This window comes from Paenibacillus tyrphae (genome assembly GCF_024158745.1).
Taxonomy (GTDB): domain Bacteria; phylum Bacillota; class Bacilli; order Paenibacillales; family NBRC-103111; genus Paenibacillus_G; species Paenibacillus_G tyrfis_A.
This window is the reverse complement of record NZ_JAMZAW010000018.1, coordinates 13101-35767: the sequence shown is the minus strand read 5'-3', so window position 1 is coordinate 35767 and position 22667 is coordinate 13101. Positions and strand designations below refer to the sequence as shown.

Genomic DNA, 22667 nt, shown 5'->3' with positions numbered 1-22667 from the left:
TGCTCCAAGCCGGGAAATGAATTGGCTTGAGGGCAGCGTTTTTTACGGATAGCGAACTTGGTGCAGCAGCAAAAGGCCGACCGACGTGGCGGTCCCGTTCAGTCGGCTTTTGTAAGGCAGCGAATGTGTTACGAGGCTAGAATTGCCGTCAGCTTCTCTTGGAATGCAGGAATGCCGACACGACCCGCGAATTGATGGAACGTTTCTTCCGGTCCGCGGTTATCCTTGTAATACAGGATCAACTGCTCCAGCACCGGACCGACCTGATCGCCTCTTACCGGGCCTTTCAGCGCTTGGTTGAATTGAGCGCCCGGTCCGAGAATGCCGCCTACGGCGATATCGAAGGCGTCGACCATCCCATCCGGCATTTTTACGAGTGCGCCTTGCAGGCCGATATCGGCGATGTGCTTCTGGCCACAGGCGTTCGGACAGCCGATGAAGTGGATGCGGATGTCCTCGTCGAGCTCAATCTTGGAATCGAGGTACTCGGCGACCCGTATTGCTCTTTCCTTCGTCTCGACGACGGCCAGGTTGCAGAACTCGTTCCCGGTACAGGATACGGTCCGGCTCACGAAATGGTTCGGATTCGGGGTCAGACGCTCCAGCACGCCTTCGGCAAGTACTTTATCTACGTTTTCGTCCTGGATACCCGAGAGAATGATATTCTGCGATACGGTGGTGCGAATGTGCCCATCACCGTACGCATCTGCGATGCGTGCCAGCTCTGAAAATTCGTCTCCGCTCAAACGGCCGACCGGAACGCTGAGCCCGATGTAGTTCAAGCCCTCCTGCTTCTGCGGGTGTACGCCGTCGAAGTAAGCGGCTTTCCAGCCGACGGTTTTGTCTTCGCCGCGGGCCGGCATCTCGCCGATCAGCTCGATTAGCTTTCCCTTGAACTTCTCCGGGCCCCAATCGGCTACGAGGAATTTCAGGCGGGCGTGATGACGCTTCTCGCGATAGCCGTAGTCACGATAGATGGTGGTTACGCCGATCGCGACTTTCAGCACTTCCTCCGGGGAGACGAACAGATCAAGCTGCTTCGCGAGATGCGGTTTCGCCGACAAGCCGCCGCCGACCCAGACGTGGAAGCCGAGTACTTCCTCTCCGTCGATCGTTTTCGTCGCAGGCGTGAAGGCCAGGCACTGAATTTCCGCATGGCCGTAGTTATAAATATTAGAAGAAATGGACATTTTATATTTGCGCGGAAGATTCGAGAAGTCCCGGTTCATCAGGAAGTAATCGTTCACCTGATTGACCAGCGCGGTCGTATCCATCAGCTCGTCCGGGTCGATGCCGGCAAGCGGATTGCCGACGACCGTACGAGGACAGTCGCCGCAGGCTTCGTAGGAGTATAAGCCGACCTTCTCCAAACGGTTGAAAATATCAGGCAAATTCTCGACGCGCAGCCAATGGAACTGAATAGCCTGACGGGTAGTCACGTCCATCAGATTGCGTCCGTAGTCTTTGGCGATTCCTGCAATGGTACGGGCTTGATCGCTTGTCATAACGCCGGAGTTGATGCGGACGCGCATCATGAAATGGCCGTCCTTCGGCTTCTGTTCGTAAACGCCGGCCCATTTGAAACGGTTCATATCGTCTTCCGTAATGGAATCGTACCCTTCGTGCGCATACTGCTCAATAATGGTGCGAATCACGTCAAGACCGTCTTTCTCGAGCTTGACGAGCTCCATTTTATTCAGCTTGGATGGGTCCGCCGTCCAAACGGGTTCATAGGCCATGAAGTCGTGTTCCTCCTTGATTTTGTATAATTCCGATGTTTTTAGTGTGAAAACTACAGTTATAGTAACATGTTTAGGACGGGGCGTAAATCGCTTACATTGTTCCATTTTATAACGATTGATGATAAACAGGGGATTTGGGTTCTAGATGAAAAGGCTGCCAATTTCTTAAGTGAAGTTCCGCACAAGGGGGACTACGGTGAGTAAGTCAAGCCCTGCCGCTTCCCGGCGAAAATGTTGACAAAGTTGTTACATCTAGATAAATCGCTTGCACTTCCATGCTAGTCAAGATAAGATAGAAATTAAGTATTTTCGCATATTGAAGGAGGTCCCTCCATGTTTTTGGCTGAAGAAGCGGCAAAGAGCACGAGCACCTTTTCCGGTTTCGATATCTTCGTGATCTTGTTCACGGTAGTTATTGCCATCGGCCTTATCCGGTTGCTCGGCGCTAAAAAGAAAAATCCGTTCGCCATTGGCTTCGGTCTGGTTAGCTTGGCCGTATTCGTAACCTTGAGCGCAGTTATGGTTATGGGCTGGATGGGCAAGCTGTAAGCTGCTGCTGCAGAGACGCGAATAAGATTATACATGATGCACGGACAAGGACAGGTCTCCCGGGACGCTGTCCTTTTGGCGTTTCAAAAGGTGATTTCCTGAAAATAAAAAGGAGCGCCCGCCTCAAGCAGAGGGACGCTCCGTTGAATTACACCCACCACATTTCGCCAAGCGGCTCTTTGATGAGAATTTGCTGCAGGTTTTGCACCGCTTTCGTAAAGCCTTCGTCCACCGACATCAAGCCGTCTTCGTGCTCGATGCTGACGACATAGTCGTAACCGACCAAGCGAAGCGCGCTGATGATGTCTGCCCACGTCTTGAGATCATGCCCGTAGCCGACGGTGCGGAACTGCCAAGCGCGGTCCAGCATGTTCGCGTAGGACTGCATATCCGTGATGCCGTAACGGTTGACGTTGATCGGATCGATGGACGTATCTTTGGCATGGAAGTGGTGAATGGCGCCTGCGCGGCCGAGAATGTTCACCGCCTGCACCGGATCGATGCCCTGCCACCACATATGGCTCGGGTCCAGGTTCGCGCCGATGGCGTCGCCGGCCGCTTCGCGCAGACGCAGCAGCGTAGCCGGAGTATGGACGGAGAAGCCGCCGTGCAGCTCGAGACCGAATTTCACGCCGCGCTCGGAAGCGTATTTGCCGGTTTCCGTCCAGTACGGAATCACTTTGTTGGCCCACTGCCAATCGAGAATCTCTTGGAAATCGGGCGGCCAAGGAGCCACCGGCCAGTTCGGATATTTTGCGTTATCGGAGTCTCCCGGGCAGCCGGAGAACGCATTGACGACTGGCACCTCGAGCTTCTGGGCAAGGTCAACCGTTTTGAGCAGCGCTTCGTGATCGGCTTGGGCGAGTGCTTTTTGCGGATGGAGCGGGTTGCCGTGGCAGCTGAGCGCGCTGATCGTCAATCCGCGGGATTCGATCGCTTGCTTGAATGCTTTCAGCTTGCCGTTATCGCTGAGCAGCACATCCGGGTCACAATGTGCTTTGCCCGGGTAGCCGCCGGTGCCGATTTCAACGGCGTCCAGTCCTTTGGATGCAATGTAGTCAAGCGCTTCTTCGAAAGGCTTCTGCTGGAATAATACCGTGAAAACGCCTAATTTCATGGGACACCTCCGAAAATGATCAAAATGAACGCGCGTACAATAGAACGCTCATCCAAATTATATCACTAATTGCGTACGGCTCAAAGTAGGAGTTTCGGACATAACGCATCGGGGTGTCGCTTTTTCGTAAAAAGTTCACGACTTCAATCTAAAACGTTCATCGTTTGAACATGTTTTTTCGTTTCGTCGGTACCCAGACTGTACAGCGTTTGATAGACGTTTTTCAAATAGATGTCGTATACATCGTTTTCCTCGTCATGATGGTAGGGAATGCCCGGAACAAGGGTCCTGGGGAACGTTTGTTCCTCTGCATACTCCATGTCTTCGAATAATTCCTTAAGCTTTATGATTTCCTCCGGTGTGGCTTCGATTTCCAACTCGTAAGCCGCATCGCCCTGATGCTGCATGATCGTCTTTGACTGAACGGAAACATAGTAGTTTCTTTTATCCACGGAAGTAACCTCCGACTTATTTGAAATAGTAAGACCAGATAACTGCACCGGCAACCAGGACGATCGGAAAAAGCACATAAAGGATAAGCATCGGATTGGCCATGACGGGATGCTTGACTGTGTTCGGGTCTGTGTTCTTGTCAAATTCCTTATTTTGCTGCCTTCGGGCCAGCATAAATGACGCAGCGGCAGAGATCACACATACGACAGCCGCAAGTGCGATAAGAGTGGTCAGCATTCGGAATCACGTTCTCCTTCCAAGGGGTTACCCTTATTTTCTGGCAATTTTCTTAAAATATACGGCGCAGCGAATGCTTGTTCGCTAGGCAAAGTTTAGCTTTCGACAAAGCACCCGACAACGTTCCCGTTTCTTTTCCTTTTGATTGGGTTACAATGGAAATAATTCTCTTCGGACCGGGGAGGGAAGGGGCAACTTTTTAAAGAAAGGGCGGATCGTAAGATGAGCAAAGATACGCAAATTGTTGAAACGGTATCAGGCACCTGGCTGCGTTTTCCAAACAACTTTAAAAAGTTTCAATGCTTGGTGGAGCTGCCCGATCAGCTCTCGCTCAACATTAATACGAAATCCGGCTGCGTGCATGTACATAAGAAGGACTGTGACGATGTGTTTCAATATGTGGGGGAATTGTATATAACGGCAAACGGCAATCAGCTGCAATGCACCGTTCAAGCTGCTCCGGCCAAAGAAGAAGTGATGGAGACGCCCGGGAAGCAATCCGATGCCAGTTGAAGTATATTCGCGAGTTCGCGTGAAAAAAACAAGCAGCGCCTGCAAAGGACGCTGCTTTTATCATGTTTAGAACGGCCAGTTCAGGAGACCGCGATAGATGTGGAGTACCGTTTCGCTTTTGCCGCTGTAGACGATAACGGCCGCTGTCACGATTAGCTGGGTTAACGCGCAGCGGGCGTAGAAGTACGTCCGGGATACTTTTTTCTTGTTGACCGTCGTTTTCCCGAGCAGGTTCTCCAGCGCGATCAGCACGCCGTGGTAAACGCCCCACAGCAGATAGAGCCAGCTAAAGCCGTGCCATAGCCCGATCAGCACCATAATAAGGATGGACAGGCCGGCGGCGGTCCATTTGGTCGGCGTTTGGCGCGAGAAAAATATAAAAATATGATCGCGGAACCAGTCGCCGAGCGTGGCGTGCCAATTGCGCCAGTACTGCGTCAGCGTCGGGGATTGGAACGGTTTCTTGAAGTTTTCCGGAATGTTGTACCCCATCAGCCGTCCGAAGCCGATCGCAATATCGGAATAGCCGGAGAAGTCGAAGTAGATCAGGGCATAGAACCAGACCATCAAAAATAGCGATTGATGCGTATAAAGCTCCTGCCCGGACATGGCATTAAACACGTCGGTCATCCATGTGACGAGCACGATCTTCTTGAACATACCGAGAATAATACGTTTGATGCTGCTTTCCGCCTGTGCGGCATCCACCCGATACGGCTGCTTCGTATCCGCCATAAAATCGCGGAATTTGAGAATCGGTCCGGACGTGAACGTCGGGATGAACAAAATATAGTTAAAGTAATCGACGACCTTCGCGCGGGCGTCTTTGCCGAAGAAGTAGGCGAAATACAGGGCATCGATCACCTTGAGTACGTTGTAAATCAAGCCGAGTACAATCACAACGTCGAACAGCGGGTGAGTGAATACCTCCATGCCGAACAGCCGCAGCGAGCAGACAGCGGCCACATTGGCGGCGATCAGCAGAATGAACCAGCCCTTGCGAAAGCGCGACGTGTGGCTCAGAAATAAAAAGGCCAAATAGTTGAGCGCCGTATAGGCCAAGTAAAAAGCGAGCAGCTTTTTACTGAACAGCAGCAAAAAGCATAGGTTGAACGCGAGCAGCAGCAGACGCTTGTTATCCGCCCACCGCCGGGTTAGGGCAAGCACGAGCACCATGCCGGTCATGGCCATAACCGCGTTCATATTTAAATACCACATCGAAGATTCCTCCAACATATGCATCCGCCGTGCGGGTCGGGAACCGGCCCGGAGCGGGACGGAAGGACCGATCGGGGCCCGCGCCGATCAAGACAAGATCAGAACCCTTCGTAGATGAACAATCCTTTGCCGGTAAAGTAGATCAGCACCATGATGAGCATGGCGAGATAAACGATCACTTCGACGATTTTGCGAGCGAAGCGAGCCATGCGTCCACCTCCTTCGTAAACACTGGAGCGCCTTCCTGACGGCTCAGATGAACGAGATCGTGAAAATATTTTGGATCGTAGGCCGTCAGCAGATCCAGCATCGGAACACCGGCCGCCTGAAGTCGCCGGTTGACTTCTTCCTGCAACGCAGGCATATAGCCCGGCAGCTTGTAGCCGCGGTTCCAAGGCATCCAGACGACGCGCAGCGGCAAGCCTTGCTGCTTGCTGTAAGCGATGATGAAGTCCAAGGCGTCCAGATTGTTCTTGAAATCCCGGTTAGTCATCCAGCCGAAGCGCTGCTCGTATTCGTCCCATTTTTTACGGAGATCCTCATCGGATTTTCGGCCGAAATAAAGCTCCTTATCAATCCAGCGCGGCTGGTAAGCCAGCGGGTCGGACGCGCTCAGCTTCAGCGTCTCCGGGAAGCGGGCGCATGCTTCAAACTTGGTAGCATCCTGCTTCAGCAGCCCTTGGTACAAGCCACAGGCAACCTCCGTCCCGGTATCGCGGAAATAGTCGCGGTACGCGTAGACGTAAGGCTGGTACCAAGGCTTGAACCACTGGTAGGTCGGGTCCGTGTCCAGGCTGTCGATCATTGTATGAACGTCGATGCCGACAACAAGCTGTCCCTCCACCTGGAAACGCTGCTGCTCCAGAATCGCTTTCAGATCGGTCAGCTTCCCGTAGGAAAGCCCGAGTTCCACCAGCTTGGCGGCCGAGTCCGCCTCGATATACGCCCCCGTCACCGCGGAGTTGCCGTAGAAGGCCGGCCCCCGATTCTGCCAATCGTGATGGAAGAGCGTCTTCGTAAAATCGTTCTTATAAAAACGCCGCGACGTCACCATCGGGTCCCACCAGGAGATGAGCACGTCCGATAGCACGAAAGCGGCCAACAGCAGCAGCACGAAGCTGTTTTTGCGAAGAAAAGCGATCATAACGGGAAAACCCACTCTTTCTAATGAAGGCGATCATTAGTTATCAATCACAGAATTACGGGTTACGGTGCTAGAGCGATTTTTGCTGCCACGCGTGGTACTGCTCGCGGAACGCTGCAGGCCAGTTCGCTTCGTCCAATCCGTATTGCGCGAGGAAGGCGAACGCCCAGCGCTCGATGCCGAACCCGACGCACCCGGTAACTGCGTTGCGCTTGCCCATTTTAATATTGAACGCATTGCCGAACGTGTTGCTGTGGAAGTTGATGGAGCTGCAGGCGATCGACTTGTTGATGTTCGGAATCGTCAGCCGGAGCTCGTACTTCATTTCTTGGTTCCGCTGGAAGGACGCTTTGACTTGGAAGTCGTTCGTGAAAAACGGATCGTTCGCGATTTCCAGCACGCTGTCCACATTCCATTCGACGGCCAGCTCTTTCAAATATTCAATGGCCTGCAGCCGGTTCTCTTTCACGTAATCCGGCTTGCCGACGAAGATGATCTCCCGCATGCTGAAATCGAGCAGGCGTCCGAAGTCCGTATGATTGCGCGATTCGAAGCGGTGACACTTGGAGATGGCCGTCACGGTCACGCCGTCGCCTTCGAGCGTCTCATTCTGCAGCCCTTCGTAGCAGTGGTAACAGGTCGAAGGGTTCATCGTGAATTTCGGCTTCGCCAGGTTGGCGTTCAGATCGAGCGGCTGCTCCTGCTTCCAGCCACCAGCGTCGCGGATCGATTGAGAGAACGCTTCGATGATGTCGAGGTCCTCGCGCAGGTGCGACAGGAAGTGAATGTGCTCCGGAAACGAAGTGAAGTGATTCGTCTTGTTCAGCGTATCGCAATGAATGACGGCAGGGTACTGCTCCTCCGTAATTCCTGCAAAACGGTTCGCAATTTTCGTAACGAAGCTGTAGTCGAGAAAACGCATCAGACTGGAGAACGGCTCGCGGAAAATGAACAGGCCCGGCTCCAACACTTTGATGATTTTGCGCTCGACGAGCTCGGCGATAATATCGCCTTCGTAGGGGGTATCGACCTTATGCTCGAACAGGATGTTTTCCTTGAAGCCGAAATCCCCTTGCGAGAAACGGTCGATCAGCTTGCGTACCCGCTCTTCGATGGCGGCGTTGCCTTTCGGAGAGTCGTGAACGATATGAATGTGCCCGGATTCAAGCCGGATGTCGCGGATGGTCTCGTCAATAAACGCCGCGGCGTATTTGAGCTGTCCGTGCTGGCTGGAGGCGAGCCCCTCCAAAGATACGACGCATTCCATGGGCTTACCTCTCTTTCTTGTTGTGGATGAACGTCGCGATTTCGCGGACGGTGTTGAGCGGGTACAGCATTAAATCCTGATTCGTCACCTGGATGCCGTACGTCTTCTCGATATGCGCGATCAGCGCCGTCGCTCCGATAGAATCAATGTATCCATAATCGAACAAGTGTACGTCTACGGAAAAATCGTCGTCATCGTCTTCGATTTCGTAACGGCTCTTGATGTGCGCCTCAAGCTGTTCCAGCAATTCCTGCATGGGGAAGCCTCCTCGGATAAAGTAAAATCAAGCGATATGAGCCGGACTCGCAGCGAGTGCCGGCATAAAAGCGGGACGGCGATGCGGGACCTTAGGGGCCCCGCCGCAACCGTCCGCGTGAAGAGTGAATGCAAGCTAACGGGCCGCTTTGGCTACAGTCAGCGTCACCGGATCGCCGTAATGCGTGACCGTATAGGTCGTTTTCGCTTCGTCACGGTCGACGGTCAGCCCCGCTCCTTCGATGGTCAGCGGTTCGGCGCTGTAAATCTGCACCTGTTGCATGCCGGGCGCGTTCAGCTTCAGCGTCCAGCGGTCCGCCGATTTTTGCAGCTCGTACGGAACGTTCGAGCGCATCAGATGCGGCTCGCTGCCGAGCGACTCCGCCCGTTCAGACGAGGTGAACCGGATGGCGGCCGTTTGCGGGACGCCGAGGTACAGCTTGCCGCCGCGCGTATCGCGCACCTCGGCATCGGTGACGGCCTGCTTGGCCGCGTAAGGCTGCCCGCGGTCGACGACGAGGCCGAGTGTGCCGCGGTATTCGGCGGCCTGCGCAGGAACATCGGCGGTGATCGCCTTGACGCGGAAGCCGGGCTCGACCGTCATGCCGAGCATTTTCTTGACGCGGTCCGCGATGACCTCGCGCCATGGCCGGTACAGCTCGACGCGGGTCGTCATTGCATTCAGGAACGAGCGCGCCATTTGGGGCTCGGTCATAAAGTTGTAGCTATAGTCGTCCCGGAGCTTGTCCAAATACCGGACGAATTCCAGCAGCTCCGGTACGCGGGTCGGGAAATGGTACTCGATATGCTCGAAATAATCGATCGGCAGGTCGAGCGCCGCGTACGCTTCGAAAATATCTTTGGTCGAATAATGCTTGTCCGTACGCAGCACCGGCGCCGGAGTATTCAGCATCATCGGCTTGCTCAAGTCGGGCTCGCCCGCCGCATCGGTCATAAGAAACGGCAGACCCCAGTTATACTCGACGCCGAGGCGCGGATCGGTCTTGATATGCGACGGCTTGAAGCCGAAGTTGAACCAGATGCCGGACTCCCGCTCGTTGCGCAGCGTCTGGCTGCGGTCCGGATTGTTGATCCGCCACGTATGCTGGTTCGTGCCGGTCATCCCCCACGGAATGCCGAGATTCTCGAACGCTTTCTGATGGAGCGCTATTTCCTGCTTCTCCTGCGCGTCGCTCGTAAAGTTATGGACAAAAATGTGCGGGTACAGCTCCAGACGGTTGTCTTTCGTGTACCGGATAAATTCGTTCAGCTGGTCCGCATATGGGAACTTCGGATCGTCGACGGTCGACGGGATGCCGAATTCGAGCTGCCCGACGATCAGATCGTCCTTGCCATCCCCGTTCAGGTCGTACCAGAGCGGGACGGCGTTGTGCCCGCCGACGAGCGCATGGTTGCCGAGCTGGTTGACGGTCGCCGCTTCGATGACGCCTTTGTTCACCCAAGCGGTACGCCCGGTGCCCGAGTTCTCCTGAACGTAAACGCGCAGGTCGCCTTCCCCGGTGCCGACGACGAGGTCGGCTTTGCCGTCCCCGTTCATGTCGCGGACGGACGGCGCCGCAAACCGCGCGGACAGCTTGAACAGCGCTTCGCCCGCATGCCAGGCGACCGCGCCGTTTGCCCCGCGCGAGCCGCGGTACAGCGTCACCTGCCCGTCGGCATCCCCAATCACGAGATCCGGGGTGCCGTCTCCGGTGACGTCGCCCACGGCCGGCGCGATCGGCGCCGCGCCGCGGATCGGCTTCCCGTCCGCCAGCAGCGGGACGGGCGCTTTGAACGCGCCGCCGGCTTCGCCATAGGCGACCGCGAGCGTGCCGCCCGGCTGGCCGATCAGCAGATCCGGCCGGCCGTCGCCGTTCAGATCATACGCCGCCACGCTGGCGTACGATCCTGTCTTCAGCGGCTCCCCGCTTGGGAGCCGCAAGGGCTCGCGCCGCGCGAACGCCGCCGGCGCTTTCAGTTCCGCCGGGAGCTGCTGCCCGGCGTAGGCCCCTTCCATTTCACCGGCGTTCCGGTAAACGTACAATGCGCCGTCGGCCGACCCGACGATCAGGTCGGGCCGGCCGTCGCCGGTAAGGTCGGCCAGCGCGGGGTACGCGCGGTAGGGTAGCGTGATCGGATCGCCGAGCGAACGGTAATCCGGGTAGTTGGCCAGCCGAATCGCCTCGCCGTCGGCGGACAGGCGCGTGCCGCTCGAATAGAACGAATTCGGCGTCTCGCCGGCGAAGGCGGGCTTGTCGTTCGTTCCGGTATTCAAGTGGACGACGACCGATTCCTGCCAACGCCCCCACGTGAACGACGAGCGGACCAGCGAGAACGAAGGGATCTGCTTGTACTTTTTGAGCAGCTCCGCCCACTGGATGCCTTCGCCGTCGCGGATCGCCTCCAGCGCTTCGAAATGGTTCTGGTACGCCATCGCCGGACGGCCGTAAGGCCCGTACGACTTTTTGACGCTGTAGCCGAGCTTCGTCTTGGAGACGAACGCGGCGTATTCGCTGCGCAGCAGGGCGTTCCCGGCTGCGAACGTAAAATGGAAGTACGGCGCCAGCGGCAGCTGGCTGCGGTCGAAATACAGGGCGTCCGGGGTCGGCTTCTTGGCCGCGTTCGTGTCCGCCGCCAGCTTCTCGAAGCCGAGCTTCGGGTCCATACCGCTGCTTAGATCGTAGCCCGTCACAAAATACCGGTTCGGCAGCAGTGTGCCGCTAAAAAACACCGTGCCTTCCCCGTACCGGTTCAACGTATAAAGCGAGATGCCGTTCATGGAAGCGAGCGTCTGCGCCGTGGAAGGGACGAGCCCTTTTCCCCAGGAGAACCGGCTCAAGCTTCCTTCGGTGTCGTGCCGGAAGAAGCTGTCCGCGAACGACCGAAGCAGCTGCTGGACGCTTTGCAGGTCGGCATCGACATCCGGGTAAGACCAGAGGGACGGACTTCCGCCTCCGGCTCCGAGCGCGCTGCGGGCCGGCGCGGGGACGTCGACGATTTGTCCCGCTCCGAGAAAGCCGGGGTCAAAATCGTCCGCAAACGTATTTTCAAGAAACAAATGCCCGCCTTCCCGGACGTAAGCTTGAAGCAGCTCCCGCTCGGAGTCTGTCATGCTCCCGTGCAGCGACGGGTCCAAATAAATCGAATCGTAAGACCGGAGCTCGCGCGCGCTCAGTCGGCTCAGCTCCTGCCGTTCCAGCTCCAGACCGACGACCGGCGATTGCCGCAGCTGCGCGTAGGCGGTCGGATCGGAAGCGCCGCCAGCGGTGGCGTACAGCAGGCGCACCTTCAGCTCTTTGTTCGCTGTCAGCAGGAAGACGAGAACGACGGCAGCAATTGCAACAATCGCAATCGCCGCCGCCTTGCGATAAGCTCGTTGTCGAATCAAAAAAATCTCCTCATTGCTCGTTAGGCTAGATTACCTTGCCATTATAGCACGGATGGCGGGCTTTGTTAACTTTTGCGCGGTCTGGCCGAGACTGGCGTGCCCCCGTAAATAGACCCATCCAATAGCCGCAAGAATGAAAAATTGGATGGGTAGAAAAGCGTCTGATTGGGGGGTTACGCCATATTCGTTCTCCTGTAAAGTAAGAGTAGGACGCATACTTTTCGAGAAGATTATCCTTTATTATAGAAGAAAGGACGGAAGCTCTTATGAACGAATGGATGCTGTATCTGCTTATTTTCGTTATCGTCCTGTTTGCACTGATCGCTACCATTGTGGTGGGCGTATCGGCCAAAAACAAAGAAGGCAACCCGACCTACGACCAGCGGACAGGAAAAAATCTGCTGCGGCTGACATGGATTTATGCCGTCGTTCTATTCGGCGGTTATTTGGTCTTCGCATTATATATGTACTACATGTAATCCAGACCGCGGCAGAAGAAAGGGACCGACCATGTGGAAACCGGACCGCTTGGGCCCCGTGCCCATGTACCGACAAATCGCCGATTATTTCGAACGGCGCATCGTTCTCGGGGAACTGCCGCCGGGCTCGATCTTGCCTCCGGAGCGCAAGCTGGCCGGGCAGTGGCAGCTCAACCGCAGCACGATTATTCAAGCCTACGAAGAGCTGCGATCCCGGGGGTTGATCGACCGCAGGAAAGGGAGCGGGACCCGGGTCAGCCTGCGAAAGTGGGAGGAATCGCCGAAGCCGGCCGTCGATTGGCAGGCCTACACCGAGCAAAGTCCCCCGCCGGGCTCTCCTCTGCTTCGCAAAGTCCGGGAGGAAGCCCGGAAAGGCGCGGAGGTCGTCGATATGGCTGGCAGCGAGCTGTCGGAGGACCTGATCCCGATGGAGGCGTTTCGCCAGCTGATGCGGGAGCAACCGCTTACGGAGCCGCTGGGATACACGGACCCGCAAGGGTTTTACCCGCTTCGGGAAGCGCTCTCCGTCTACTTGCGAACCTACCGCCAGGTGGATGCGACCGCTTCGTCCATCTTCGTCACGTCGGGCATTCAGCAGGCGCTGTATCTCATTGCGCGCTGTCTGCTGCGTCCGGGGGATGCGGTGGGCATCGAGGTTCCTTCGTATCATTATTCGTCCCATGTCTTGCCCAGCGCCGGACTGCGGATGGTCGCGCTGCCTGCGGATGAGGCGGGAATACGGCCCGACGAGCTGGCTGCGCGCATCCGCAAGGAGAAGCTGCGCATGCTCATTTTGAATCCCGCGTTTCAAAATCCGACGGGCCGCACCCTTCGTCCGGATCGCCGAAAACGGCTGCTTGAAATCGCAGCGGACCTGGGCATCCCGATTGTCGAAGACGACCCGTACGGCTTAGCCGCGTTTCGGGACGAGCCTCCGGTGCCGCTGAAAGCGATGGATACGAGAGGCGTCGTGCTGTATGTCGGCTCGCTGTCCAAAATTGCGGCGCCCGGACTAAGAACAGGGTGGCTGGTTGGCCCCGACACCGTCATTCGTCAGCTGACGGCAGCCAGACAGCAGATGGATATGGGGCCGAGCGTTCTTCCGGAATGGCTGTCCGCGCGGTTTTTGGCTTCCGACTTTTTTCACAGGCATCTGCTGCGGGTCCGGCGAGCGCTGAAGCTGAAGAGCGAGCTGCTGATGAAGGAGCTGGATGTGCATCTGCAAGGGGAAATGACGTTTGAGCGGCCGGACGGCGGACTGTACTTGTGGGGAAAGCTTGCAGGGGGAGTTTCGGCGGCAAGGCTGCTGGATGAGGGAATCAAACGCGGCGTGCTGTTCGTGCCGGGAAGCGTATTTGGGCCGGACAGCGGCCATGTGCGGTTAACGTTCGCGCGTCCTTCCAAGAAGGATATCGCTGTCGGGGCGGCGCGTTTTGCCGAGGCTTTCCGGGCGGCTTCCAAACGATGACGTACTAACAGGGCAAACGCCCTGTTTTTTTTGTTAATCGGCCGCTTCGTCGGTGCTGCCATAGCATACCGTCCGGTTGCGGCCTTCGGCCTTGGCTTGATACAGCGCCTTATCCGCCAGATCGATCAATTGCTCGGGGGGAGCCGATGCGTCTGGCACGAGAGAAGCAAGCCCCAGACTGACCGTAACATAGGGGTGTGCGTCGGACGGGTTGTACGGCAAGGCGAGCCGTTCTACGGCCATCCGGATCGACTCCGCCCATTCGTAAGCTTCCTCCGCCCCGACCTCCGTTAGAACACAGGCAAATTCCTCGCCTCCGTACCTCGCGATGAAATGACATTTTTGCAGCAGCACGGCGTTGGCCGTCATGGCAATTGTGCGCAGCACCTCATCCCCGCCCAAATGCCCGTGCGAATCGTTGTAGGCCTTGAAATGGTCCACATCAAACATAATGACGGATAACGGATATCGGTTCGCCGCGCAGTCCGACCAGGCTTTGGCCAAATGCTCATCCAGCTTTCGGCGGTTGGGGATACCCGTCAGACCGTCGAGGTTCGACAGCTTTTGCAGAAGGCTCAGCGCTTCCTGCAGCTGGCGCTCGGTCGTTTTGCGGCCCGTAATGTCTCTTAGCGTGACGAGCAGGGCGGCCTTACCTTTATACACCGTAGGCGACACGGACAGTTCCACGATGATTTCGGTGTCGTCCAGGCATACAAGCTTTTGCTCGATCAGCTCGGGCTGCGCTTTGCCGGACCGGATGTCCTGACAGTGCGTCCACGCCGTATTGCGGTTGTCTGGATGAAAGAAATCGTAAATCGACCGGCCGAGCAGTTCTTTTCTTGCGGCGGCCCGCAGCAGCCGGACCCCTTTATCGTTGATAAAGACAATCAGATCCTGGCTCAGCACAAGAGTGGCGTCCGGCGAAGCCGTAATGAGCCGCTTGTAGCGCGCTTCGCTTTGCTGCAATTTCCTGGTTGATTCATGGGCCTGAACGATGTAAAGAAAGGCATAAACGGACAGCAGCCCGACAACGGTGGATATGACCCAATGATAAGCCAGAACGCTCGTGAGCTGCTGCAGCAAACCGTGAATGTGGAGGTTAAGGGAAATCGCGGCGGACACGTAAATCATCGCGACGGTATTGAGCAGCAGAAACCGCCGCAAGGACATGTCTTGGCGCCGCGCCAACGTCCCGCAGGTGATGCCGATCAGCAGCATGAGGATCGCGGCGACGATGGCAGAATAGGACGGACCGAACAAGCCGATTCTTCCGGAAGTGATGATGATCGCGCTGACGACGGCGGAAACCGGCCCGCCCTGCATCGCTGCGACGACCGTCGGGATATGACGCAGATCGACGATGACGGCCTCGTTCAAGTGCACGCTGTAGATCATAAGCAGGATTCCCTGCAGCCCGAAGCAAACGCCTAACGCCGCCTTCATCTTCCACGAAGAAGCAGGTCCGAGCCGGTAATCTTTGAACAGTTGGCCGATGATGAAAAACGAAGCTACCAGCAGCGCCGCATTCGTTATGAAATCTTGGAACATCGAGTCCTCCGAATCGGATCGTTTCGAACTAAATAAAGTACCTACAATATTCGTCATAATCTGACAAATTTCCTCTTTATTCGTCATTTCCATTTTTTGATGTTTCGTGCACGTTGGCAAGGGCTTGCCATGGTTTGTCGCCCCCGTTTCTGGTACACTAGGAGGAAAAGCGTTTTTTCGGAGGAATGAATTCAACATGCGTGAACTTCGCAAATCAGATATCGAGCTGCTGGCGCCTGCGGGAGATTGGGATTGCTTGCGGGCTGCCGTGGCGAACGGGGCGGACGCGGTCTTTTTCGGGGTCGAAAAATTCAATGCGCGGGCCCGGGCCAACAATTTTCATACGGACGAGCTGCCGGATATTATGTCGTTCCTGCACCGCTATGGGGTGAAGGGCTTTTTGACGTTTAATATTTTAGTATTTGAAGAAGAGCTGGAGGATGCGAAATCCTTGATCGAGGCCTGTATCGATGCGGGCGTCGATGCGGTGATCGTGCAGGACCTGGGTCAGGTGAAAATGATCCGCGAGCTTTCGCCGGATTTCCCGATTCACGGTTCGACACAGATGACGATTACGTCGCCCGAAGCCGTCGAGTTCACGAAGCCGTTCGATATGGAGCGGGTCGTGCTCGGGCGGGAGAACAATCTGAAGCAAATCAAGCAGATCGGCGATCAGGCGAAGCTGCCGATGGAGGTGTTCGTGCACGGGGCGCTGTGCGTTTCGTATTCCGGGCAGTGTCTGACCTCGGAGATGTGGGGCGGCCGTTCGGCGAACCGCGGCGAGTGCGCGCAGGCGTGCCGGCTGCCGTACGATCTGATGGTCGACGGGGAGCAGAAGCCGATGGGCGATGTGGCCTACCTGCTGTCGCCCAAGGACTTGGCGGCGCTGGAGCTTGTTCCGGAGCTGATCGAAGCGGGCGTCACCTCCTTCAAGATCGAAGGACGGTTGAAAAGCCCGGAGTATGTGGCGAACGTCGTGGCGAAGTACCGGCGCGCGATCGACCGCTATTTTGACGGCGACAATCCGAAACCGACGAAGGAAGAGCTGCGGGAGCTGGAGCAGAGCTTCTCCCGCGGGTTTACGCACGGCTTTTTGAAGGGCACGAACAACAAGCAGCTTGTGGAAGGCACGTATCCCAAGAGCCGCGGCGTGTATGTGGGGCGCGTGAAGCAGGTGCTGCGCGACGGCGTGCTGTGCGAGCTAGAGGCGCCGCTGAAGCGCGGCGACGGCATTTGCTTCGACGCGGGCGACCCGACGAAGAAGGAAGAAGGGGGCCGCGTCTACGATCTGCGCCGCAAAGGCGTGAAGCTGGAAGGCGAAGCGCCGGGCGGGCTGATCGAGATCGTGCCCGGGCGCAGCGACGTCGATCTGAGCCGGGTGCATGTCGGCGACCGGATCTGGAAAACGAACGATCCGCACCTAGACAAGCGGCTGCGCCAGACGTTCGAGACGGACAAGCCGTACCGCGTCTTTCCGGTAAAGGTTAAGGTGACGGGAGCGGCGGGTCAACCGCTGAAGAGCGTCTGGACCGACGTGGCGGCCGGGCATACCGTGACGGTCGAATCGGAGCTGCCGCTGGTGCCCGCGGAGAAGCGGCCGATGGATGCGGCGCTGTTCGAGGAGCAGTTCGGACGGCTCGGCGGAACGATTTTTGCGCTGGAGGCCGTCGACGTGCATTTGAGCGGCGACTTGATCGTGCCGATGCGCGAGCTGAATCAAATGCGCCGTCAGGCGGCGGAGCTGCTGCTTGCGGAGCGGGAGCGCCCGCGAGCTTACATCAAGCGGCACGCGGACGTCTATGGCGACGCTCCTGCGGCGCCCGCAGCCCCATCGAAGGCGCGGCCGTCGCTGACCGCGCTGTGCCGAAGCCTCGAGCAGGTGCAGGAGGCCTGTAAGCTGAACGTCGATCTCGTCTATGCCGATTTCGAGTTCATCAAGCAGTTTCCGGCTGCCGTGGAAGCCGCCCGCGCCGCAGGGAAACGCATCGCGCTGGCGACGCCGCGGATTCACATGCCTGGCGAAACCGGCTATTTCAAAAACATCTTGAACCTCGGTCCGGATGCCGTGCTTGTGCGCAATACGGGCGCCGTTTACTGGTTCATGCGGTACTTCGCGGAGCATCCGGCAGAAGCGCGCCCTGAGCTGATCGGCGATTTCTCGCTGAATATCGCCAACCACAAGGCGGCGGGGCTGTTCCTGGAAGCGGGACTTCAACGCGTGACGCCGTCCTACGACCTGAACATTCAGCAGATGATCGATCTGCTGCGCCGGACCGACACGTCGAAGCTGGAGATCGTCATCCATCAGCATCTGCCGATGTTCCACACGGAACATTGCGTTTACTGCACGTTCATGAGTCCGGGTACGAACTACACAAACTGCGGCCGCCCGTGCGAGGAGCAGCGGGCGTCGCTGCGCGACCGGGTCGGCTTCTCGCATCCGGTGCGGGTCGACGAAGGCTGCCGCAACACGGTATACAACGCCATCGATCAATCGGGGGCGGAGTATCTCGCCAACTTTATGGAGCTTGGTGTCTCTTCGTACCGCGTCGAATTTCTGGAAGAGACGGCGGAGAAGGTGCGCGAGGTGCTTGGCCTCTATGACCGTGCTTTGCGCGGAGAGATCGGCGGTACGCAGGTATGGAAGACGCTGAAAGCGACCAATCAGCTTGGCGTTACCCGCGGTCAGCTTGTGAAATAAGCTTTTCTTTTCTTTTATGGATATAGCATCATCGCAAAATAAGCCTCGTCGTTATCCCGGAACTTAGTCATTCCGGGATCGCGGCGGGGCTTTTCGTTTAAATGCAGGGGCTGCGAGATATCTTTGTTCACAATTTGGACACAAATTTTTAATCCAATTTTCAGCTTCGGTTAAGCTCCTATTATTGTTTCGTTTGTATATTGTTGTTGGTCTGTAAGCAGGTTAAGCGGCACGCAAGATGGAAATGGATGTTAGTAAGGAAACCATTTGTCAGATGGGAGGGTATGACGTGCTTGAGGTGAAACAGGTTAGTAAATTATACGAGAACCAAAGAGGGGTCCGGCACATCGACTTCTCGATGAGCCGCGGCGAAATCGTCGGTTTCCTTGGGCCGAACGGCGCCGGAAAAACGACGACGATGCGGATGATCACGGGCTACTTGAATCCGACGCACGGCACGATCACGATTGACGGATTGTCCATGGCGGACCATCCGAAGAAGGCGCGGCAGAAGATCGGGTATTTGCCCGAGACGCCGCCGCTGTACCCTGAAATGAGCGTGAGGGCGTACTTGCAGTTTATCGCGGATCTGCGCGGCATTCCGGTGAGGGAGCAGAAGCAGCGCATCGGCGGGGTGATCGAGCGGCTTGGTCTGGAAGGGCGCGAGCGGCAAATTATCCGCAGCCTGTCCAAGGGCTACAAGCAGCGGATCGGTCTCGCGCAGGCGATTCTGCATAACCCGGATCTGCTCGTGCTTGACGAGCCGACGTCCGGCCTCGACCCGAAGCAGATTATCGAGATTCGTCAGCTTATTCGCGAGCTGGGCGAGAATCATACCGTGCTGCTGAGCACGCATATTTTGCCGGAGATCAACACGCTGTGCAACCGGGTGCTGATCATCAATCAAGGCAGCATCGTGCTGGACGGCCAGCCCGATCAGCTTGCCAACACGATGGGCGAGACGTTCGAGGTCTCGCTTGAAGTGAAAGGCCCGCGCGAAGCGGTGCTGGCGGAGCTGCGCGGCACCCCCGGCGTCGGCAGCGTGCGGGAGCTTGCCGGCGAACCGGCGGCAGCGTCCGCTCTTGCGGCCGAGCCGACAGTTTCGGCCGACGCCGAAGCTGCGGAGCCGGCTGCAGCCGTCTCTGCCGAAGGCGAAACCGTGAAAGTCGTTGTCGCCTCGGCGGACAAGACGGACATTCGTGAAGCGTTGTTTTACCGGATGGCCAATAAACGTTATCCGATTGTGTCGATGAAGAAGGAAAGCCTCAGCCTGGAGGACATCTTCCTGAAGCTGACGACGAACGAGTCGCTGGATTCGGCGGCCGCGGACGGCGGCCCGGCTCCGGAAGCAGAGGAGGCGGTTCCTCATGCGTAGAACGCTGGCTTTAGCCAAGAAAGAGCTGCAGATGTATTTTTACTCGCCGATCGCTTATGCGGCGTTTGCGTTCTTTTTCGTCATTGCGGGGTACTTCTTCAGCGCGAATTTCCTGTACCCGCCCTATGTTGTCGACGTGCGGCCGATTTTCGGTACGATTACGTTCATTTTCCTGTTTATCATCCCGCTGCTTACGATGCGTCTCGTATCCGACGAGCTGCGGATGGGCACGGACGAGCTGCTGTTAACGTCGCCTGCAAGCATCTCGGAGATCGTGATCGGCAAATATTTGGCGGCACTCGTCGTCCAGCTGCTGCTGGTCGTCGGAAGCCTGATCTATCCGCTGATTCTGAGCGCTTACGGCACTTTGGACCAGCCTGTGCTGTGGATGTCTTATCTTGCGATGTTCCTGCTTGGAGCGGCGATGATGGCCGTCGGCCTGTTCGCTTCTTCGCTGTCCGCGCACCAGATGGTTTCGGGGATCGCGTGCTTTGCGCTTCTGTTCGTATTCTGGACGATCGAATGGCTGGGCGACACCATCGGCGGCAAAGTCAAGGATTACCTTGGCACCTTCTCGATTGTTGGCCGGGCCACGAATTTCCAGAAAGGCGTGCTTGATTTCGCCGACGCCCTTTTCTATGTGACGTTCATTGCGGTGTTCGTCGTGCTCAGCATTCAAGTGCTCGAAAGAAAACGGTGGAGATAAGCGCAAGTCCGAGATTCCGCTTACCTGCGGAAGAAGTCCAAGCAGAAGGGGGAAAGGCAAAGTGAACAAGTGGATTCGCGGCACGAATGCGACCGTGCTGTCGCTGGCGGTCATCGGCATTTTCATCGTGCTGACCATTTTTCTGAGTTCGGTCAAGGGCCTTCAGGTTGACCTTACGCAAAATAAAAAATTTACGCTGTCCGATCAGACGACCCAGACACTTCAGGCGCTGGATAAAGACGTGCACATCATATCGCTGACAAGCGATCAAACCGATCCATACATCAAGCGGCAAGTCGTCGATCTGGTGCAGGAGTACAAGAAGCGGAACGGCAAGATTACGTTCGACGAATACGATATGATCAAACAGCCGGCTATCGCCAAGCAGTACGAGGTGGATCCGTCGGGGACACTCGTGGTCGAGAGCGGCACGCAGAAGAAAACGATCTATTATTACGATATGTTTTTACCCGGCCAGCAGCAGGGCCAATACAAGTTTAGCGGCGAAGAGAAGCTGACGCAGGCGCTGGTCAATCTGAACAGCAAGGAGAAGAGCAAGGTTTACTTCCTCTCCGGGCATAACGAAATTCCGCTTAGCTCGATGAACATGTGGAAGAGCGGCCTCGAAGGCGAGAACTACGAGGTGAAGGACCTCAACCTGCTGCGCGAGGGCAAAATTCCGGATGACGCCAGCATGCTGTTCGTCATCGGACCGGAGAACGATCTCAGCGACAAGGAAGCCGAGCTGATCAAGACGTATTTGAACGGCAAGGGCAAGCTGTATCTGGCGCTCGGCTTCAATAAAGATATGGCAACCAATTGGAAAAATATTGATGCGATCATGGCGGCTTACGGCATCAAAGACCAGCATGCGGTGGCAATCGAGCCGAAGCAGAGCATGATGTACGATCCGCTTACGATCATTCCGGAATACGGCAGCCATAACATTACGAGCAAGCTGCAGCAGTACAATCTGCTGACGATGATGACTTTGGCCGTCTCGCTGAATGCGGATCAGCCTGTAGCGGACTTCCCGGTAACGTCGATTCTTAAGACGACCGAACAAGCCTACGGCGAGACCGACCTGAAGACGCTCGCTAACAGCAGCCGCAGCGTCAAAGACGCGAATGACGTGAAGGGCCCGCTCAACCTCGGCTACGTTGTCGAAGATAAAGACAAGAAGCCGAAGGCCGTTGTGCTCGGCGGTTCGACGTTGTTCGACGACCGCGTCATCGCGCAGCAGGGCAACCGCGACTTTGCGCTGAATACGGTCGGTTGGCTGCAGGAGCAGCAAAATCAAGTAACGATTCGTCCGCGCGAAGGCGACGCTATCCAGACGGCGATGCTGACCGCAGGGCAGGGGAATATGATTTTCTACGGCACGGTGCTGGTCTTCCCATTCCTCTTCCTGATCGCGGGCGGCGTGATTTGGTGGAGGAGGAGAAAAGGATGAAGCGGTTAATCCCGACGCTCGTTCTGGTTCTAGTCTGCATCGGAGGTTTCTGGTATGCATCGAGTCAGGACTTCTTCAAAGAGAAGAAGCCGGAAGCGCCGGCGCTTGTCACGGTGAAAAAGGAAGATGTGGCGGGCTATACGATCAAAAACGGCGATACCGTCATTGAAATGCAGCAAAAGGACGGCAAATGGGCGATGACCAAGCCGTCCCCGCTTCCGCTTAACGACTACGCCCCCGGAGCCTGGGTCGATTCGTTCAACGGGGCCAAGAAAGAAAAAACCGTCGACACCAATCCGACCGACCTGGGTCAATTCGGGCTCGACAAGCCGAAGCAGGAATTTACGGTGAACCTCGCCGGAGGTACGGCGAATACGCTATCCGTAGGCGACAAGACCGCCGTTCAAGGATTTTATTACGCGAAGTTTAATTCTTCGCCGGAGGTGTTCCAGCTTAGCGAATCTACGGTGAATGCGCTGGTGAAGCAGCAGACTGATTTTATGGAAAAAAGTCCGGTCAAGCTGAACTACGAGCAGGTCCGCTCGCTGGCCGTCGATTGGAAAGGCCAAGCCTGGACGATCGTCAAGACTGAGCCGGACAAGAAATCGTACGAGGCGGTCTGGAAGCTCGGCGACAAGGAGTTCAAGGGCGCTGATGCGAGCCAGTTTTTGGATAAAACGGCGTTCCTGACTTCGGATCAGCCGGCCAAGCGGATCACCGAGATCAAGGGGCTGGATAAGCCGGAGCTGCGCATGGAGATTAAGGAAGCCGATGCGTCCATCGGAGGCAAGGAAGGTTCTTCCATCTACGTTGGAGCCGTCGAGGGCGATAACGTCTGGATCGCGAAGCAGGGCGGAGAATGGGCCTTCGCCGTTCCGTCCGCGAGCATTCAGGAGCTGGCCGATTTGAGCAAGAAGGAGCCGGCCAAGCCGGAGACCCCCCAAGGAGAGGCGCCGAAGCAAGAAGCGCCGAAGGAGCAGAAATAAAGCAATAGGACGTCTGTCGGGATGCAGTCCCGGCATGGCGTCCTTTTTTGTGGAGAACTGAAAAATAA

19 protein-coding genes are annotated in these 22667 nt (G+C 56.7%); 9 read left to right on the top strand and 10 right to left on the bottom strand.

What is annotated here, in order from left to right:
• Window positions 1-128: 128 nt before the first annotated feature.
• On the bottom strand, window positions 129-1739 hold the full coding sequence (locus tag NI000_RS24605) for a nitrite/sulfite reductase (RefSeq protein ID WP_253414033.1): 1611 nt from the start codon (window positions 1737-1739) through the stop codon (window positions 129-131).
• A 336-nt stretch (window positions 1740-2075) separates the two neighbouring features.
• On the opposite strand from NI000_RS24605, the gene NI000_RS24600 reads away from it, so the two are divergent.
• A complete protein-coding gene (locus NI000_RS24600) occupies window positions 2076-2291 on the top strand; it encodes a hypothetical protein (protein WP_253414032.1) in 216 nt (71 codons plus the stop codon).
• A 148-nt stretch (window positions 2292-2439) separates the two neighbouring features.
• Here NI000_RS24600 and NI000_RS24595 read toward each other — a convergent pair whose 3' ends face one another.
• From NI000_RS24595 to NI000_RS24585, 3 genes are all read right to left on the bottom strand, one after another.
• A complete protein-coding gene (locus NI000_RS24595; RefSeq protein ID WP_253414031.1) occupies window positions 2440-3408 on the bottom strand; it encodes a sugar phosphate isomerase/epimerase family protein in 969 nt (322 codons plus the stop codon).
• A 143-nt stretch (window positions 3409-3551) separates the two neighbouring features.
• Complete coding sequence (locus tag NI000_RS24590) at window positions 3552-3860, bottom strand: hypothetical protein (protein ID WP_253414030.1); 309 nt, start codon at window positions 3858-3860, stop codon at window positions 3552-3554.
• A gap of 16 nt (window positions 3861-3876) precedes the next feature.
• A complete protein-coding gene (locus NI000_RS24585; protein ID WP_253414029.1) occupies window positions 3877-4098 on the bottom strand; it encodes a hypothetical protein in 222 nt (73 codons plus the stop codon).
• Between the two features lie 222 nt (window positions 4099-4320).
• On the opposite strand from NI000_RS24585, the gene NI000_RS24580 reads away from it, so the two are divergent.
• Window positions 4321-4611, top strand: a complete 291-nt coding sequence (locus NI000_RS24580) for a hypothetical protein (protein WP_253414028.1) — start codon at window positions 4321-4323, stop codon at window positions 4609-4611.
• A gap of 66 nt (window positions 4612-4677) precedes the next feature.
• Here the strand turns inward: NI000_RS24580 and NI000_RS24575 are convergent, their stop codons facing one another.
• The 5 genes from NI000_RS24575 to NI000_RS24555 all read right to left on the bottom strand — a co-directional run bounded on the left by NI000_RS24575 (window position 4678) and on the right by NI000_RS24555 (window position 11883).
• The gene (locus tag NI000_RS24575; RefSeq protein WP_253414027.1) at window positions 4678-5829 is read right to left on the bottom strand and encodes an MBOAT family O-acyltransferase; all 1152 of its coding nucleotides are present in this window, start codon (window positions 5827-5829) and stop codon (window positions 4678-4680) included.
• 175 nt (window positions 5830-6004) lie between these two features.
• Window positions 6005-6973 (bottom strand): hypothetical protein, encoded by a 969-nt coding sequence (locus NI000_RS24570; protein WP_253414026.1) that lies wholly within the window; start codon window positions 6971-6973, stop codon window positions 6005-6007.
• Between the two features lie 70 nt (window positions 6974-7043).
• Window positions 7044-8240 (bottom strand): hypothetical protein, encoded by a 1197-nt coding sequence (locus tag NI000_RS24565; RefSeq protein WP_253414025.1) that lies wholly within the window; start codon window positions 8238-8240, stop codon window positions 7044-7046.
• A gap of 4 nt (window positions 8241-8244) precedes the next feature.
• Window positions 8245-8496: an acyl carrier protein gene (locus NI000_RS24560; protein WP_025847831.1), complete on the bottom strand. Its 252-nt coding sequence runs from the start codon at window positions 8494-8496 to the stop codon at window positions 8245-8247.
• A 135-nt stretch (window positions 8497-8631) separates the two neighbouring features.
• On the bottom strand, window positions 8632-11883 hold the full coding sequence (locus NI000_RS24555; protein ID WP_253414024.1) for an FG-GAP repeat domain-containing protein: 3252 nt from the start codon (window positions 11881-11883) through the stop codon (window positions 8632-8634).
• 266 nt (window positions 11884-12149) lie between these two features.
• Between NI000_RS24555 and NI000_RS24550 the strand changes: the two genes are divergently transcribed.
• Together NI000_RS24550 and NI000_RS24545 are read left to right on the top strand one after the other, a co-directional pair.
• On the top strand, window positions 12150-12362 hold the full coding sequence (locus NI000_RS24550) for a hypothetical protein (protein WP_025847835.1): 213 nt from the start codon (window positions 12150-12152) through the stop codon (window positions 12360-12362).
• Window positions 12363-12426: 64 nt separating this feature from the next.
• Window positions 12427-13830, top strand: coding sequence for an aminotransferase-like domain-containing protein (locus NI000_RS24545; protein WP_309247926.1), 1404 nt, complete (start codon window positions 12427-12429; stop codon window positions 13828-13830).
• A 33-nt stretch (window positions 13831-13863) separates the two neighbouring features.
• Here NI000_RS24545 and NI000_RS24540 read toward each other — a convergent pair whose 3' ends face one another.
• The gene (locus tag NI000_RS24540) at window positions 13864-15378 is read right to left on the bottom strand and encodes a sensor domain-containing diguanylate cyclase (protein WP_253414022.1); all 1515 of its coding nucleotides are present in this window, start codon (window positions 15376-15378) and stop codon (window positions 13864-13866) included.
• Window positions 15379-15574: 196 nt separating this feature from the next.
• Between NI000_RS24540 and NI000_RS24535 the strand changes: the two genes are divergently transcribed.
• From NI000_RS24535 to NI000_RS24515, 5 genes are all read left to right on the top strand, one after another.
• Window positions 15575-18079, top strand: a complete 2505-nt coding sequence (locus tag NI000_RS24535) for a U32 family peptidase (RefSeq protein ID WP_253414021.1) — start codon at window positions 15575-15577, stop codon at window positions 18077-18079.
• Window positions 18080-18368: 289 nt separating this feature from the next.
• On the top strand, window positions 18369-19454 hold the full coding sequence (locus NI000_RS24530) for an ABC transporter ATP-binding protein (RefSeq protein WP_253414020.1): 1086 nt from the start codon (window positions 18369-18371) through the stop codon (window positions 19452-19454).
• Window positions 19447-20160 (top strand): ABC transporter permease subunit, encoded by a 714-nt coding sequence (locus NI000_RS24525; RefSeq protein WP_253414019.1) that lies wholly within the window; start codon window positions 19447-19449, stop codon window positions 20158-20160. The genes NI000_RS24530 and NI000_RS24525 overlap by 8 nt, the downstream gene beginning before the upstream one ends.
• A 61-nt stretch (window positions 20161-20221) precedes the next feature.
• Window positions 20222-21613, top strand: coding sequence for a GldG family protein (locus NI000_RS24520; RefSeq protein WP_253414018.1), 1392 nt, complete (start codon window positions 20222-20224; stop codon window positions 21611-21613).
• Window positions 21610-22599, top strand: coding sequence for a DUF4340 domain-containing protein (locus tag NI000_RS24515; protein ID WP_253414017.1), 990 nt, complete (start codon window positions 21610-21612; stop codon window positions 22597-22599). Before NI000_RS24520 ends, NI000_RS24515 begins: the two co-directional genes overlap by 4 nt.
• Window positions 22600-22667: the final 68 nt, after the last annotated feature.